Annotated in this window: 14 protein-coding genes, 1 tRNA gene and 1 pseudogene; 6 read left to right on the forward strand and 10 right to left on the reverse strand. The window is 69.1% G+C overall.

What is annotated here, in order from left to right; all coding sequences use genetic code 11:
- Nucleotides 1-43: 43 nt before the first annotated feature.
- The gene (locus C3B61_RS17960; RefSeq protein WP_088456982.1) at nucleotides 44-1,252 is read left to right on the forward strand and encodes an MFS transporter; all 1,209 of its coding nucleotides are present in this window, start codon (nucleotides 44-46) and stop codon (nucleotides 1,250-1,252) included.
- A 66-nt stretch (nucleotides 1,253-1,318) separates the two neighbouring features.
- Here C3B61_RS17960 and C3B61_RS17965 read toward each other — a convergent pair whose 3' ends face one another.
- Nucleotides 1,319-2,239: an SDR family oxidoreductase gene (locus C3B61_RS17965; RefSeq protein WP_103461826.1), complete on the reverse strand. Its 921-nt coding sequence runs from the start codon at nucleotides 2,237-2,239 to the stop codon at nucleotides 1,319-1,321.
- Between the two features lie 124 nt (nucleotides 2,240-2,363).
- Between C3B61_RS17965 and C3B61_RS17970 the strand changes: the two genes are divergently transcribed.
- Nucleotides 2,364-3,182: an aldo/keto reductase gene (locus C3B61_RS17970; RefSeq protein WP_279628330.1), complete on the forward strand. Its 819-nt coding sequence runs from the start codon at nucleotides 2,364-2,366 to the stop codon at nucleotides 3,180-3,182.
- A gap of 72 nt (nucleotides 3,183-3,254) precedes the next feature.
- On the opposite strand, the gene C3B61_RS17975 is transcribed toward C3B61_RS17970, so the two are convergent.
- The 3 genes from C3B61_RS17975 to C3B61_RS17985 are packed head-to-tail and all read right to left on the reverse strand — an operon-like array spanning nucleotide 3,255 to nucleotide 5,396.
- On the reverse strand, nucleotides 3,255-4,241 hold the full coding sequence (locus C3B61_RS17975) for an aldo/keto reductase (protein ID WP_103461828.1): 987 nt from the start codon (nucleotides 4,239-4,241) through the stop codon (nucleotides 3,255-3,257).
- Nucleotides 4,242-4,287: 46 nt separating this feature from the next.
- Nucleotides 4,288-5,160 (reverse strand): alpha/beta fold hydrolase, encoded by an 873-nt coding sequence (locus tag C3B61_RS17980; RefSeq protein ID WP_198416843.1) that lies wholly within the window; start codon nucleotides 5,158-5,160, stop codon nucleotides 4,288-4,290.
- 23 nt (nucleotides 5,161-5,183) lie between these two features.
- A complete protein-coding gene (locus tag C3B61_RS17985) occupies nucleotides 5,184-5,396 on the reverse strand; it encodes a hypothetical protein (protein ID WP_088456986.1) in 213 nt (70 codons plus the stop codon).
- A 163-nt stretch (nucleotides 5,397-5,559) separates the two neighbouring features.
- Between C3B61_RS17985 and C3B61_RS17990 the strand changes: the two genes are divergently transcribed.
- From C3B61_RS17990 to C3B61_RS18000, 3 genes are all read left to right on the forward strand, one after another.
- Nucleotides 5,560-6,504, forward strand: a complete 945-nt coding sequence (locus C3B61_RS17990; protein WP_165791216.1) for a DUF4349 domain-containing protein — start codon at nucleotides 5,560-5,562, stop codon at nucleotides 6,502-6,504.
- A 10-nt stretch (nucleotides 6,505-6,514) separates the two neighbouring features.
- Nucleotides 6,515-7,705: an acyl-CoA dehydrogenase family protein gene (locus C3B61_RS17995; RefSeq protein ID WP_103461830.1), complete on the forward strand. Its 1,191-nt coding sequence runs from the start codon at nucleotides 6,515-6,517 to the stop codon at nucleotides 7,703-7,705.
- Nucleotides 7,706-7,772: 67 nt separating this feature from the next.
- Nucleotides 7,773-9,308 (forward strand): threonine/serine exporter family protein, encoded by a 1,536-nt coding sequence (locus C3B61_RS18000; protein ID WP_133160357.1) that lies wholly within the window; start codon nucleotides 7,773-7,775, stop codon nucleotides 9,306-9,308.
- A gap of 57 nt (nucleotides 9,309-9,365) precedes the next feature.
- Here the strand turns inward: C3B61_RS18000 and C3B61_RS18005 are convergent, their stop codons facing one another.
- Together C3B61_RS18005 and C3B61_RS18010 are read right to left on the reverse strand one after the other, a co-directional pair.
- A complete protein-coding gene (locus C3B61_RS18005) occupies nucleotides 9,366-9,611 on the reverse strand; it encodes a hypothetical protein (RefSeq protein WP_133159699.1) in 246 nt (81 codons plus the stop codon).
- A 427-nt stretch (nucleotides 9,612-10,038) separates the two neighbouring features.
- Nucleotides 10,039-11,175, reverse strand: coding sequence for a baeRF11 domain-containing protein (locus C3B61_RS18010; protein WP_103461831.1), 1,137 nt, complete (start codon nucleotides 11,173-11,175; stop codon nucleotides 10,039-10,041).
- 205 nt (nucleotides 11,176-11,380) lie between these two features.
- Between C3B61_RS18010 and C3B61_RS18015 the strand changes: the two genes are divergently transcribed.
- Nucleotides 11,381-12,688 (forward strand): hypothetical protein, encoded by a 1,308-nt coding sequence (locus C3B61_RS18015; protein WP_103461832.1) that lies wholly within the window; start codon nucleotides 11,381-11,383, stop codon nucleotides 12,686-12,688.
- On the opposite strand, the gene C3B61_RS19800 is transcribed toward C3B61_RS18015, so the two are convergent.
- From C3B61_RS19800 to C3B61_RS19805, 4 genes and pseudogenes are all read right to left on the reverse strand, one after another.
- Entirely contained in the window at nucleotides 12,685-13,464 is a 780-nt protein-coding gene (locus C3B61_RS19800; protein ID WP_165791217.1) for a zinc-ribbon domain-containing protein, read from the reverse strand. The two genes, C3B61_RS18015 and C3B61_RS19800, sit on opposite strands and share 4 nt — an antisense overlap.
- Before the next feature lie 117 nt (nucleotides 13,465-13,581).
- Nucleotides 13,582-13,995, reverse strand: a complete 414-nt coding sequence (locus C3B61_RS18030; RefSeq protein WP_103461835.1) for an ankyrin repeat domain-containing protein — start codon at nucleotides 13,993-13,995, stop codon at nucleotides 13,582-13,584.
- 156 nt (nucleotides 13,996-14,151) lie between these two features.
- Nucleotides 14,152-14,227: transfer RNA gene (locus tag C3B61_RS18035), tRNA-Ala, on the reverse strand.
- Between the two features lie 46 nt (nucleotides 14,228-14,273).
- Nucleotides 14,274-14,741, reverse strand: a pseudogene (locus C3B61_RS19805) (hypothetical protein); the annotation flags it as partial.

Below are 14,741 nucleotides of genomic sequence, written 5' to 3' on the forward strand. Positions count from 1 at the left end.
CCGCTGCGCTGGGAAGCTCGCCTCGGCCATAGACTAGACGGTTGTGAGCAGCTACTGGACCCTTCTGAAAACCCCCGGCGTGGCCCGACTCATCGCAGCCCAGCTCACCGCCCGATTCCCGTTCGGGATGCTCTCGCTAGCGTTCCTCATCCACATCGAAAAACTCTTCGACTCCTACGCCGCCGCCGGCCTGGTTCTGGCCGCCATGAGCATCGGCCAGGGCATCGCCGGCCCGCTCACGTCCCGGCTGATGGGCCGCCTGGGCATGCGCCCGGTCCTGATCACCACCATGGTGATCTGCACCGCCGCGATCGTCACGATGGCCCTGGTGCCACTGCCCGTGGTGGGGCTGATGATCGTCGGCTTCATCGCCGGGCTGTCGATGCCACCCATCCAACCCGCCGTGCGCACCATCTATCCCAAGGTGGTCAACTCCCGCCAGCTCACGCCGCTGTTCTCCCTGGACGCTTCCGCGCAGGAGATCATCTGGGTGCTCGGCCCCGTCATCGCCACCTTCGTGTCCATCCAGGTCAGCAGCACAGCGGGCATCCTGCTGGCCGCGTTCTTCCTCGTGGCCGGGGGCATCTGGTTCGTGGTCCTGCCCGAGGTCGGACGGGTGCGCATCCCCCGCAGCCGGCGCAAGCTCGGCGTTGTGCTCAAGAAGCCGGCGGTGCTGCTGAGCACCATCGTCGGCTTCATGCTCCTCGCGGCCTGCTCCGCCCTGGAGGCGGGGGTGGTGGCCGTTTTCGGCCACGGCAGCGCCAACGCCGGCTGGGTGCTCGGCATCTTCGCCATCGGGTCGCTCATCGGCGGTCTCGCCCTGGGCCACCTGCCGATCGGACCGTGGGCGCTGGCATCGCGGATGCTCATCGTCACCTGCGGCCTGGCCCTGGCCAGCCTGTGGATGAACTTCTGGTGGCTCTCCGGGGCCCTCGTCCTGGCCGGCATCGGCATCGCGCCCGCGTTCGCGGTGCTGTTCGGCATCGTCTCGGCGAGCGTGAAGTTCAGCGACACCGCCGAGGCGTACGGCTGGATCGGCACCGGCCAGCTCATCGGCGCGGCACTCGGCTCGGCCCTGGCCGGGTTCGCGATCGACCACTCCGGGGCGGCTGCGGCCATCTACGTGGCCGCCGGGTTCGCGGCGCTGGGTACGATCATCCCCGCGCTCGGCCGCCGCTGGCACCCTGACCTGCGCGGACGCGACGCGAGCCCGATCCCCGACACCGAACCGATCAGCATCCAGGTTTCCTGACTCCATCTCCCTCCCTCGCGAACTGTGATTTGAGCCCTAAAAACTCGAGTTCCTGGGGCTTTTGTCTCAGTTCGCGAGGCTGAAACCGCCATCGCTGGTGAGAACCTGGCCGACCAGCCAGCGGGCCTCCGTGGTGCACAACCACGCGATCAGGCGGGCGGGATCGGTGGGCTCGCCGAACCGGCCGAACGGGAGGGTGCGCAGGTACTCGAGCATGCCGTCCAGGGGACGGTCGGTGGTCTCCGGATCGAGATAGCCGGTGTTCACCGGACCGGGATTGACGGTGTTGAGCAGGATGCCGCGGTCCAGCAGCTCGCTGGCCACGGTGGGAGTGAGCCCGGCCAGAACCGCCTTGCTGGCCGCGTACGCGACTTCGCCTGGCATCGGCCCGTGGATCTGACCGGAGGTCAGCCAGATCACCCGCCCCGTGGCGAACTCGTCGATGGCGGCGGCGGCCGGATCGCCGCGTTCGCCGGGACGCCGCGGCGTCTGCGCCGCACCGACCGGGCCGGCCGCATCCGAGCCGGCCGCATCCGGGCGGGCCGCGAGGCCGAACTGCTCGGCGAAGGCACGGGTGAGCAGCAGCGTGGAGCGAGCGTTGACCTGCCAGTGCCCGTCGAGCATCGTGGCGGTCATATCGAAGATGGAGCCGTCGCCGCCGCTGCGGGCGTGGTTGGCCACGAGGATGTCGACCCGCCCGGTGAGGCCGACGGCCGCGCGCATGACCAGCGTCGCGGCATCCGGCTCGGCCAGGTCGGCGCTCGCGTCACCGAACACGGCGCCCTCGGTCAGCGCCGAACGGATGCCGGCCCGCACCGCGTCGAGGTCGTCACCGCCCCAGGGCTGCGCGTCGTCGTGCGGGGCGAAGTGTTGCACGAAGACGCTGGCGCCCAGCTCGGCAAGCCGCACCGCCACCGCGTAGCCGATGCCCTTGCGCCGGGACACCCCGGTCACAAGCGCCGTCCTACCGTGCAGTGCGGGTTCCATCCCCCGAGACTAGGCCCCGCCGGCCCGCGAACCGTGAGCCAGCACCACGTTTCCGAGACTTTCGAGGCTCGGCTCACAATTCGCGAGGGGCGGGCCGGGCGGGCCACGGGGTTTAATGAAAGGCATGGACCACACGCTTCTGCTGAACGACGGCCACACCATCCCCCAACTCGGGCTCGGGGTCTACAAGATCCCGGATGCCCTCGCGGCGGGCACCGTGCAGATCGCATTGGAAGCGGGATACCGGCACGTCGACACCGCGGCGTTGTACGAGAACGAACGCGGCGTCGGCGAGGGACTGGCCCGCGTCGCCCTCCCTCGCGCCGAGGTCTTCGTCACCACCAAGGTCTGGAACGACCGGCACGGCTACGACGAGACCCTGCGCGCGTTCGATGAAAGCCTGGCCAAGCTCGGCCTGGACTATGTCGACCTGTACCTGATCCACTGGCCGGCGCCGCGGCAGGACCGCTACGTCGACACCTACCGCGCCCTGGAGACGATCAAGGCCGACGGTCGCGCCCGCTCGATCGGGGTGTCGAACTTCCACACCCACCACCTGGACCGATTGTTGGCCGAGACCGACATCGTGCCGGCCGTCAATCAGGTGGAGCTGCATCCGTGGCTGCAGCAGACCGAGGTGCGCGCGTACAACGCCGCGCACGGCATCCTCACCGAAGACTGGTCGCCGTTGGCCCGCGGTCGCGCGATCGGCAACAACACCCTCGACGCCATCGGCGCCAGGCACGGCAAGTCCGCCGCGCAGGTGGTGCTGCGCTGGCACCTCGACCTCGGCGACGTGGTGATCCCCAAATCGGTGACCCCGTCGCGCATTCGCGAGAACCTCGACGTCTTCGATTTCACCCTGGATGCCGCCGACCACGCCGCCATCGCGGCCCTGGACGCGGGCGAACGCACCGGCAAAGACCCCGACGACCTCGGCTAAGCCCGCGAACTGTGAGAAAAGCACCCTCCCAGCGCGTGGGAAGGTGCTTAGCTCACAGTTCGCAGACGGGACCTACCAGCGCTCGTGGATGGACTCGCGAAGGAGGCGGTCGTAGATGGACTGCACGCCGACCATGAACTCGTCGGGCAGCTGCGGCACGGCGCCGGCGGCCGCATTGCCCTGCGCCTGCGCCACCGACCGGGCACCGGGGATCACCGAGGACACCCCGTCGATCTGCGCCACCCAGGCCAGCGCGGCCTGAGCGGGCGTAAGGCCCTCCGGCACCAGCGCGGCGAACTCGGTCGCGGCGATCAGGCCGGTCTCGTAGTCGACGCCGGAGAAGGTCTCGCCCACGTCGAAGGCGCTGCCGTCGCGGTTGTAGTTGCGGTGGTCGTTCTCGGCGAAGGTGGTCTCCCGGGTGTACTTGCCGGTGAGCAGCCCGCTGGCCAGCGGCACCCGGGCGATGATGCCCACCCCGGCGGCGCGGGCGGCCGGCACAACCTCGTCGAGAGGCTTGAGCCTGAACGCGTTGAGGATGATCTGCACGGTGGCGATGCCGGGCCGGGCGATGGCTGCGAGCGCCTGCTCGCAGGTTTCCACGCTCACGCCGTAGTTGGCGATCACGCCCTCGTCGACGAGGGTGTCCAGGGCGTCGTAAACCTCGCCGGATTCGACGACCGCGCTCGGCGGACAGTGCAGCTGCACCAGGTCGAGGGTCTCGGTGCCGAGGTTTCGGCGGGACCGCTCGGTCCACTCGCGGAAGTTCGCGAGCACGTAGTTCTCCGGCAGCTGCTCGGCCCGACGGCCCATCTTGGTGGCCACGGTGATGTCAACGCCGGGGGCGCCGTGCTCGAGGAAGTGCCCGATGATCTGCTCGCTCCGGCCGTCGCCATAGACGTCCGCGGTGTCGAAGAAGGTGACGCCGGCCTCAACGGAGGCGGCGAGCACGGCGGTGGCGTCGGCCTCGGTGACGTCGCCCCAGTCGGCGCCCAGCTGCCAGGTGCCCAGTCCGATGACGGAGACGGTACGGCCGGTTCTGCCCAGTGTTCGTGTATCCATATGTCAAGCCTAACCACGCGCTTCGGCGTTGCCGGGAGGCCGCAAGTCAGCGCGTCACTCTGGTTGCTGCCGGTTCCGCCGCGGGTGCACCGAAACCGTCGATCACCCTCACCAGCACCTTCGCGATGCGGCGGCGCACGATGTGATCGTTTGCCTCCACGCGGTGGGTGGTGACGTGCCGCATCCGCTCCACCACCCGCAGGCTGCCCGGCGCCACGAAGGCGTCCAGCGCTCCGTAGATCAGGTCGACGGGGATGCGCAGGCCGGCGATGTCGCTCACCATGGTCTGCGATTCGATGCAGTGCTCCAGCGACTTCACGAACGGGGTCCAGGTGTCCTCGGTGAGTTCCAGGATGCCCTTGGGCAGCAGCCGGCCGAGCACCGCCGCGTTGGCGAGGGTGAAGTCCTTGTTCGACCGCAGGAACTCGTAGGCGCGGAGGTACGCGGTGACCCTGGCGCGCACCCACGGGTCGCCGATGTCGGCGGGCGAGAGATAAATCGGCGGCCCGACGAGCACCAGGCGGGAGACCCGCAGGCCTGGTCGGGTGTACCAGCGGTGCTCGGCGGCGTACCGGGTGGCGATCAAGCTGCCGAGCGAATGCCCGACCAGCACGAAGGGCTCCCGCAGGTTCAGCGCCCGGATGGTCGCGGCGAGCGCCGCGACATGGTCGTCGAGGGTGTACTCGCAGTCCGGCGGTGCCGGCGAGGCGCCGTGGCCGAGGATGTCCACGGCGATGACCCGGTGCCCGGGGGCCAGCATCGGCACGACTTTGCGGAAGGTCACCGCGGTGGACGCGATGCCGTGCACCAGGATCACGACGGGTCCGGTGCCGGTGTCCGTCTGGATGAACAGGTGCGGAGCGCGGCGCCGACGGAGCGCATCCGTCAGCGCCGCCCAGCGTCCGCGGCCCGCGGCCACGGCGCCGCCCCCGGCGGCCGCGGCTAGCGCAGGCCTTCCTTGTAGTCGTTCTTGGCCTTGGTGGAGTCCCGCTCGGCCTCGGCGTGCTTGACCTCGGCCTCGGCCTTCTTCACCTCGGCGTCGGCCTTGGCTTCGTCGAGCTTGTCTGAGACGCGCTCCTTGGTGTCTTCCGCCGCGCGTCCGATCTTCTGGCCGGTGGCCGCGAGGGCGTCTTTGGCGTCGTCTGCGAATCCCATGGTTCCTCCTAGAGCGAGAACTGAACAGTCTTTTCGTACAACGGCGCCGCAGAAACCGGCGCCACTTCGAGCGTACGACGCGGCCCAAGGTCGAGACTCGATTGTGATCCGACTCCCAGAAACCATCCAGATAGCGGATACGGCCCGACCCTACAGTTGGCCCATGAGCAACAGCACGGAGACCCAGGGTGTGGCGCAGGGCGTCCAGGCACGGCGGCCCCGCCGCCTGAGAACATGGGTCGGCGTGACCGGCGGCCTGGCCATCATCGGGTTATTCCTGGCCGGCTGCACCTCCCTCGGTTCGCAGAGCGCCAGCGACTCCGGCTACCGCTCCGAGTCGATGGATTCCGGCACCGTGCCCGGCCAGCTGCCCGCGCCGGGCGAGATCGTCGCAGGGGATGTCGCGGAGGATGCCGCGGGCGAGGCCACCACCGCCGATCGCTCGGTGATCACGACGGGATCGGTGTCGCTCACCGTGGCCGACCCGATCCGGTCGGCCGAGAACGCCGCGATGATCGTCGAAGAGGCCGGCGGCCGCGTCGACAGCCGCACCGAAACCCCCGAAACGGAGAACCAGTCCGCCAGCGCGAACCTGTCGCTGCGCATCCCCGTCGGCGACCTCGACCGCACCCTCGACGCGCTCCGGGCCCTCGGCACCGTGAACTACGTGTCCCTGAATTCCTCCGACGTCACCCAGCAGAGCCAGGATCTGGACGCCCGGATCACGGCGCTGCGCACCTCCGTCGACAGGCTGCTGGCCCTCATGTCGCAGGCGACGACCACCACCGACCTGATCGCCATCGAGAGCGAACTCTCCTCCCGCCAGGCCGAGCTGGAGGGCATGCAGTCCCAGCGCGACTACCTCACCGACCAGATCGAGTACTCCACCATCGGCCTCGAGCTGTACTCCACCGGCACCGTCGCCCCCGGCGCCCCCGATAATTTCTGGACCGGCGTCGTGGCCGGCTGGAACACCCTGGTGACGGCGCTCGGCGCCCTCCTCGTCGGCGTCGGATTCGCCCTGCCCTGGCTCGCCATCCTGGCGGTGGCCGGCGGGATCGTGTTTCTCATCGTGCGTCTGGCCACGCGAAAGGAAAAGGCTACGTAGGCTTGCAGGTGTGACCGAATCTTCCCGCCCCGCACCGACCTCCCCCGCCTCCGGCGCGGTGCTCGACGACGCCCTCCTCGGCCGCATCCGCTCCCGTGCCGCAGCGCACGACGCCGCCAACACCTTCCCGTTCGACGACGTCGCCGAACTCGCCGCCGCCGGCTACCTGCGTGCCCTGGTGCCCACCCGCTTCGGCGGCCTGGGCCTCACCCTGCCGCAGCTGGCTGCCGAGCAGTCCCGGCTGGCCGCGCACGCCCCGGCCACCGCCCTCGCGGTGAACATGCACCTGGTCTGGACCGGTGTCGCCAAGGCCATGCACGACAGGGGCGACACCGCCCTCGAGTTCGTCCTCACCGAGGCCGCGCAGGGCGCGATCTTCGGCTTCGGGGTCAGCGAACCCGGCAACGACCTGGTGCTGTTCGGCTCGTCGACGGATGCCGCACCGCAGCAAGGCGGTGGCTACAGGTTCACCGGCACCAAAATCTTCACCTCCCTCTCCCCGGTCTGGACCCAGCTGGGCACCATGGGCCTGGACAGCTCCGATCCGGCCCGGCCGCTGATCGTGTGGGCGTTCCTCGACCGCGCCGACCCCGGCATCACCCGGAAGGACGACTGGGACACCCTCGGCATGCGCGGCAGCCAGAGCCAGACCACCCTGCTGGACGGGGCTTCCGCCCCTGCCGACCGGGTGGTGCGCACCCTCCCGCCCGGACCGGTCAACGACCCGCTGATTTTCGGTATCTTCGCCACCTTCGAGATTCTGCTCTCGAGCGTGTACACCGGCATCGCCCATCGGGCGCTGGAACTCGGGGTTGCGGCCGCGAAACGGCGCCGCTCGGCCAAGAACGACGGTCGAGCTCTCGCGCAGGATCCGGACATCCGTCGCCGCATCGCCGAGGCGGCCCTGCTGCTGGATGCCGTATACCCGCAGATTCAGACGCTGGCCCGCGACGTCGACACCCTCGTCGACCACGGCCCGTTCTGGTTCGCCAGGCTGGCCGGCCTCAAGCACCGCAGTGTGGAGAGCGCCAAGGAGGTCGTGGACCTGATGCTGCGGGTAAACGGCGGCGCCAGCTACTTCACCGGCGACGAACTCGGCCGGCTGTACCGCGACGTGCTGGCCGGGCTGTTCCACCCCTCCACCGCCGATTCCGCCCACGCCACCGTTGCCACCGCCTGGCTCGGCCCGCTCGATGACTGAGCAGCCGCGCACGTTCCCTCCCCGCATCACCGATCCTCGAAGTGTTGAAGTTGTCCAGTTGACTGCCGTGCCCCCCTCCTCTCCCCCCACGAACACCAAACCGGTGCCCGTCGCCGCGACGACCGCACCCATCCCCAAGCAGCCCTACCGGGCGCCGCACCCCACCACCCCCCGCCCGGTCACCACCAGCATCCCGATCCTGCGCGCCGATGCCACGGGCATCGCCGCCGTGCGCGCCTACGAGGATGCGCCGAGCACCTCCACCGTCGCGGTCCCGGTCATCGACATCGCCGCGTACACTCGGTCGGTGCTCGACCTCACCATGCGGCTGGCCGAGGTGATCTTCGCCTCCGGCGCCGGAGCGGAAGACGCCACGGCGGCCATGCTCGCGCTGACTCGCGCGTACGGGCTGCGCGGCACCGAGGCGAACATCACCCACACGATCATCACGCTCACCCACGAAGACCAGTCCACCCACGAATCCATCTCCCGCAGCCGTGACGTCAAGTACCGCACCCTCAACTACGCCAAGCTCACCGCCACGTCGGAGCTCATCGCCGACCTGATCGAAGAGCCCACGGATGTGCCGGAGGCCCGCAAACGCCTGGCCACGATCGTCTCGTCGAAGCCGCAGGTGACGCTGCTGTACCGTCGGATCGGCTGGAGCCTCGTCGGCGCCGGCGCCGCCGCGCTCTTCGGTGGCAGCCCGGTCGTGATCATTGCCGCGTTCGTCGCCGGATTCGTGATCGACTTCCTCACCACCGCGCTCGACAAACGGCGGGTGCCGTTGTTCTACCAAACCGTCGTCGGCGGGGCCATCGGTCCGATCTTCGCCGCAATCGTGCCCCTGATCGATCCCGGCGCCAGTCCGTCCCTCGTCGTGGTCGCCACCATCATCATGCTCCTGGCCGGGGTGACCACCTTCGGCGCGGTGCACGACACCCTGTCGGGGTTCTACCTCACCGGCACGGCGCGGCTCATCGAGGCCCTCCTCATCACCGGTGGTCTGGTCGCCGGTGTGGCCGGCTCCTCGCTGGTCCTGGCCCGGTTCGGGCTCGACCTGGGGATCAGCGCGGATGTGCCCGCCTCCCTGGGTGTCGTGGCAATCCAGTTGGTCGCCGCGGTGGTCATCGTGGCGGGCTTCGCCCTGGGTACGCAGGTGCCGTGGCGGGCGTTCTGGGTCGTCTGCCTGCTCGGCGCCGTGGCCGAGGCGGTTTACCTGGCCGCCAGCAATGCCGGGTTCGGCCTGGTCTGGTCCTCCGGCGCGGCGGCGATGGGTGCCGGGCTCCTGGCGGCCGTCGGCGCACGCCTCGTGCGCACCCCTCCCCTGGTGATCGTCGTCTGCGCCCTGGTTCCCCTAGTGCCGGGCCTGGCGTTGTTCCGCGGGCTGCTGCAGATGGCCGACGGCGATATCAACGGGCTGCTCAACCTGCTCACCGCCGGTGCGATCGCGGTCGCCCTGGCGGCCAGCGCCATCCTGGCTCAGCTGATCGTGCAGTACGTGTGGGGCCCCGGCCGCAGCCTGCAACGTCGTTTCGTGGGTCCGCTGATGGCACTGCCCGTGCGGCTGAGCCGCAGCTCCAAGCCGGGCGCCCGCATCTAGCCCGGCACACCGGCGGCAGTGCTTCCCGCGCTGCCCCCGGTGTGCAGGTCCGACCGGCTAGTTGGGCACATCCCCCACCGCGGTCTCATCAGACACGTCTTCGTCGACGAATCGGTACGGGATGGGTTCCTCGGTCTCCCGGCCCTTGCGGTAGGTGCGGGTGATCGTCTGGCCGTTTTCGACGGCTTCGAGCACCACCACGTCCTGGTATCCCCCGTTGGCAAAATGCAGTTCAATCTCGGTGCCGGACCCGATCACGTTCGGACCGAATAGCACTGCTTTGTACGTTTCCTGTGCGCTCATGATCTCCCGGCTCTCCGTACGACTTCTCGTCCCAGCGACGAGGAGCCTCATCGCAGACAGCCTACGTCGACACCCTCCAAAGGCACAGGCCCCGCAGAGGCCCCCAATCGGGCCGTGTCGGGGGCGGCGTTCAGGCACGCCCTCGTCTCAAGATGCCCTTTGTGCCGAACCCGCGTAGGGTCAGATCATCCGTGCCGCCCAGGTTCAGGTCGAAGGAGTACACATGGCTGACAAATCACCCAAGAAGGATGCGACCAAGAAGGTCGCCGGCAAGTCCCTGAAGGAAAAGCGCGCCGACAAGCAGCTCAAGTCCGCTGAGACCGAAAAAGCCCGCAAGCGCTAACTCGTCTCCGGCCGGGCGCAACGCGCCCGGCGCACGAACCTCACCGGTGTCGCCTGCCTGCAGGCGGCACCGGTTTCGTGTGCGTCAGACCATGAAACGCACCCCCGCGGCGACAGCACCGCCGCCGGGCATGTCATCGGCCCGCACCGCGAAGATCTCCGCCCCCGACAGCAGCGCCCGCCGCAGGATCTCGTCGACGACACCGTAGGTGATGGCGTCGTCCTCCGCGCTCAGGGTGACCGCCCCGGTTTCCTCGTCGACCAGCCCCGGCACGCTCTGGTCGATGTCCACGAACAGGGTGTCGACCGCGCCGTAGGTGGCGGCTCGCGCCACGTCGCTGAGGTCGGTGACGGCCCGGCCGTGCGCGGCCCGGCGGGCCATGCGGTCCTTGAGTCCGTCCAGCTCCGCCGCGTAGAGCTCGTCCAGGATGCCGCGCGCCGCCCGCCCCAGCTCCTCGTCCGGGGTCTCTTCGGGGTTGCCGGGGATGATCGCCTCGGTGAGGTTGGGGTAGCTGTTCACCGAGCGGTAGATGCCGGCCAGGGGTTCGGCGGCGGCGAGGATCAATGGCAGGTCCACGCCGCTGAGCACCGGCCGCAGAGCCCGGTCGATCGCCCGCGCGTATTGGCGCATCCGCACCTTCTGCCCTTCGGCGCCCTGGATGCGTCCGCCCATGATGTGGCTGTCCTGGGTGCGGCCGTTGATCGAGGGCAAGCCGACCGCGTCGGCGACGTCGCTGGGCAGCCCGGGCACCGAAACCGCGTAGACCGGGCTTTCCGCGCTGATCTCCAGCAACCGTACGGAGTTCTGCGCGAGGGCGAGCACAAAAGCGGCCTGGGGGAACGTGACCGCGCGCAGCAGCGGCTTGAGGTAGAACCGGTCCGAGACCTCCAGCGCCCCGCCGAGCCGGTTTGGCAGCCGGAAGGTCCGCACGCTGTCCGGTGTGGCGAAGATCGCCAGGCTGTACGACAGTGACCGCCAGAAATCCGAGTCCTGGATGAGGTCGTCGAGGGTTTCCTGCAGTTCCTCGATGGGTCCCTTGTCGGTGCCGGCATCGCGCAGCTGTTGCACGGCCTCCGTCAGCCGGTTTTTCAGCTCCATCCTGGCCTTTTCGGACTCCTGGGGCAGCGGGCTGGTGCTGAGGTAGATCGAGACGCACGGATGTTTGCGCACCGTTGCGAGGGTGTCGACGTCGTCTCGGGTGGGTATGTCGGTGTGCAGCACGAATGGGCTCCTTTGATCCGGGTGCCCACGTGCCGCCCCCGCTCGACCGTGAGCCTCTTCTCCGGCCACTCTAACCACTCGGTTGACTTCCCATAAGGGTGTCAGCGGACTGCGCTCGCTGGCGATACCGTTGACTCGCGCGCATGAACAAGGGGGCTCCATCCGCACTCGAAATCGCACCACACTCACAACCACGGTCGCTCTGGTGGCGCTCACCGCCGCCGGCCTCACCGGATGCTCCTCGCAGGGCATCGCGGCCGAGGGTTGGCTCGGCAGGAGCCAGATCGTCGACAGCACGGAGATGGCCCTGACCGGGTGCTCCCTGATGTGTGATCCGGAGGTTGCGGGCACCATCCGTGAATCCGCCACCCCCGCCCAGGTTCGTGACCTGAGCGAGGCCGCGACGGACTACCTGTCCTCGCACGGGGGCGACGAGGTGGGCATGACCCTGACGTACGGGAAGGTGAGCTTCGAAATCGGGGGGACGCGGGATGAAACCGCCACCCTGGTCGACTTTGCACTCACGGCGTACTCTGACAGCCGGGTGTCCTCGGCGTCCGCGTATGGATCAGGCCGCCAGGTGTGGGGGCCGGAGGCCGACCTCGTGACGATGTTCCAGGAGTACGGGGGCACCGAAGATTTCGCGCTCAGCGTCCTGTCTGACAGTGGGGACGACAACCACGACACCACTTTCTCACTCAGCACGGACTCTGACCGGTGCGATACCTCTGAGTCGCTGATCGCCGAATTCGACAGGCTCCTTCGTGATCCAGCGGTCACTTCACTGAGGCTGGATCTGTGCACGAGACTCGCGGTGACCGTCACCGACGAACCGAGTGTTGACCCGATGGTCGCCCAGGTTCAGCTCTTGGCGTCCAATCCGGAGTACTCGGCGATCGAGTTCAGCGTCGCTACCGAAGAGGGCGTTCCCTACTCGATCACCGCTGAGACTCCCCAGATGGACGCTTTTTTCACCGTGCTGGACTCCACCCCCGGAGTGGCCTCTTACTCCCGCACGGACTGGGTGCTCAGCGTCGAGGTCTCCGACCCCGCACTCTTCCGCTCGGTGGCGGCAATGATCGAAGCGACACCCCTCCCCTCGTTCATCTCTGAGACCCTGGTCAGTCACGCCCAGGTGTCGGTCTACCTGAACGGTGACGGCACGTTGGCTGCCCAGTTCACCACCGCCGAATCCATCCTCGCCTCAAACGCCGCACGAGCCGCCGACCACCAGATCTCATTCGGCTCTCGGCCTCATGGCACCTTGGACTTCAATCCGATGAATTACGACGAGGAGGCGGGGCGGGCGATCGTTGACGCCGTCATCGCCGGGGGGCTCTGGAAGACGACGAGTACGAAAATCGCGGTCCTCGGCGATTTCGTTGACTTCACGGTGACGGCGGACCCCGGGTCGAACCGCTTGGAGGTGACCAGGACCAATGAGGCGCAAGAGACCACCCGCCTCATCGGGGAGCTCGACGGCTACTGGGCCGCCCAGACCGGTCTGGGCTAGTCGCCCGGGTCGCGGTTCAGCAGCGCCGCCACGGCCGCCGCCCCACGGATCTCTGCGACCATAGTGAGGATCTCGTCGACGAGGGCGTCAGTCACCCCCGCCGTGACAATGCTGTGCGGGCCGAGCGACTCCAGGCCGTCGGCACGCACCCGGATCACCGCCCAGCCCACCTCCTCCAGGGCCGCGTCCTTCTCCCGGTCGGAGACCTCTTTGAGGCCGCGGTGCGCGGTCTTGTCGCGGCCGGGTGAGTCGTACTCGATCGCGACATTGACGGCGGGGATGATGATGTCCGGCCACACCTCCGGCTTGCCGTAGAAGGTGCGGTTGATCCGAATCGCGTTCACCCGGTGCGGCAGAGCGATGCGCTCACCCAGCAGCATCCGCAGCCTCTGTTCGGCCTGCGAGGTGCGAGTCTTCAGGCCGGGCTTCATGAACGGCACGCCGCCCTCGAACCGGGCCGCCGGGGCCCGCGCATTCCGGGCGCACTTGGGGCAGCCAGGGCCGGTCAGGGTCTCCCGCACGCTGGCCTGGTACCGGGAGTGCCCGCGGCTGCAGATCCACTCGTAGCTTGCCCCGATGCGGGTTTCCCGCGCCAGGGCGGCCCGTCCGTTCGGGGCCACCCGGCGCAGCAGCTGGTCCCGGGAGCGCCGGGTCTCCGCGAGCAGCATGCACAGCGGGCACTGCCGCTGCAGGGTGACGCGCGCCTCGGCCGCATCCGCGCCGTGCCCGCAGCGGAACCGCACGGTGGTTCCCGCCGGTGTCGCTTCCTCATTCATCCCGTTGCCCGGCTTCCGCTCTCGTGTCGTTGACCGTCACGGTAGCAACGACGACCGACAGCGGCGGCGCCTCCCCAGGCGAGGGGCGCGGTGAGTTGCGGGATCGTGGGGGCCGAGTCAGGCGCCGGTGTGCGCTTCGATGACCGCGCGCATCCGCGGCAGTGCGAACTGGTCGGCGATCTGGATGCCCGAATGGCTGCCGAGATCCGGGTCGGCGCCCGCTGTCAGCAGGTCGACGAGGATCGGCTCGTTGTTCCGGAACACGGCGCAGGCCAGGGCCGTCTGACCCATGCCGTTCACGATGGCGGTGTCGGCACCGCGGCGCAGCAGCTCCTGGACGGTCTCGCGGTGCTGCCCGTATGCGGCCACAATCAGCAGGCTGTCGCCGCGACCGTTGACGAGGTCCAGCGGCACGCCGGCGTCGAGCATCTCGCCCAGCGGGCGGGTGCGACCGTCCCTGGCGAGTTCGAAGACACCCTCGACGACGGCCGCGGGCGGCACTGTTGCCGGCTGGTCCTGCTCGGCTGTCATGGTCGTCTCCGGTCGTCTCAGACACAGGAACCGCCGGGCCCCTGCGGCTCGGCCGGTCCCGGCAGTGCCCAATTCTACCGGCGCGGCACACTGCCGCGGATGTTGACACCAACACAGAAGGACCGCAGCCCGGGGGCCGCGGTCCTTCTGTTTCAGTGGTGGAGCTAAGGAGATTCGAACTCCTGACCTTCTCATTGCGAACGAGACGCGCTACCAACTGCGCCATAGCCCCAGACTGCGTATTTACAATATCACGCGAGTGCGGCGCTTTCTAACCGTCAGCCGACGGCGCGGCGGCGGCGGAGCACCGCGTCGAGGTCGGTCATGCCGGGTTCGGTGTCACCGATGATGCCCATCTTGGCGAACCGGCTCGGCGCCGCTTGCGGGGCGGTCTTGGCGGCGGGGGCGGTGCCACGGGCGACCACCGGGCGGGTGATCGGGGTGACCTCGGACGGGGCGATCGCCTCGGCCATGGCCAGCGCGCGACGCTGCAGTTCGGCTTCGGCGGCGGCCTGGCGCAGTTGGGCGGCGGCATCCACCGACGCCATCGCGGCCTGGGCGATCGAGCCCGGCGACAGGTGCAGGGGCTTGGGCAGCGGCTGCGGGGTCCATGGGCTGGGCTGGACGACGGGGGCCTCGTCGACGAAATGCACGGGCTCGAAACGCTGGCCGCGGGCGCCGGCGGGCGCGCGACGGCCGGCGGCAGCGGCATCGGCGTCCGCTGCAGCGCGCGGGGCGCGGGCGGA

It is taken from the genome of Cryobacterium zongtaii (assembly GCF_002909375.1).
Lineage (GTDB): Bacteria > Actinomycetota > Actinomycetes > Actinomycetales > Microbacteriaceae > Cryobacterium > Cryobacterium zongtaii.

Coding starts and splice junctions, on each gene's coding strand:
- C3B61_RS17970 (WP_279628330.1), top strand. CDS start 2,364: ATGGACCACACGCTTCTGCTGAACGACGGCCACACCATCCCCCAACTC.
- C3B61_RS19800 (WP_165791217.1), bottom strand. CDS start 13,464: ATGAATGAGGAAGCGACACCGGCGGGAACCACCGTGCGGTTCCGCTGC.
- C3B61_RS18005 (WP_133159699.1), bottom strand. CDS start 9,611: ATGAGCGCACAGGAAACGTACAAAGCAGTGCTATTCGGTCCGAACGTG.
- C3B61_RS17990 (WP_165791216.1), top strand. CDS start 5,560: ATGAGCAACAGCACGGAGACCCAGGGTGTGGCGCAGGGCGTCCAGGCA.
- C3B61_RS17975 (WP_103461828.1), bottom strand. CDS start 4,241: ATGGATACACGAACACTGGGCAGAACCGGCCGTACCGTCTCCGTCATC.
- C3B61_RS17965 (WP_103461826.1), bottom strand. CDS start 2,239: ATGGAACCCGCACTGCACGGTAGGACGGCGCTTGTGACCGGGGTGTCC.
- C3B61_RS18030 (WP_103461835.1), bottom strand. CDS start 13,995: ATGACAGCCGAGCAGGACCAGCCGGCAACAGTGCCGCCCGCGGCCGTC.
- C3B61_RS17985 (WP_088456986.1), bottom strand. CDS start 5,396: ATGGGATTCGCAGACGACGCCAAAGACGCCCTCGCGGCCACCGGCCAG.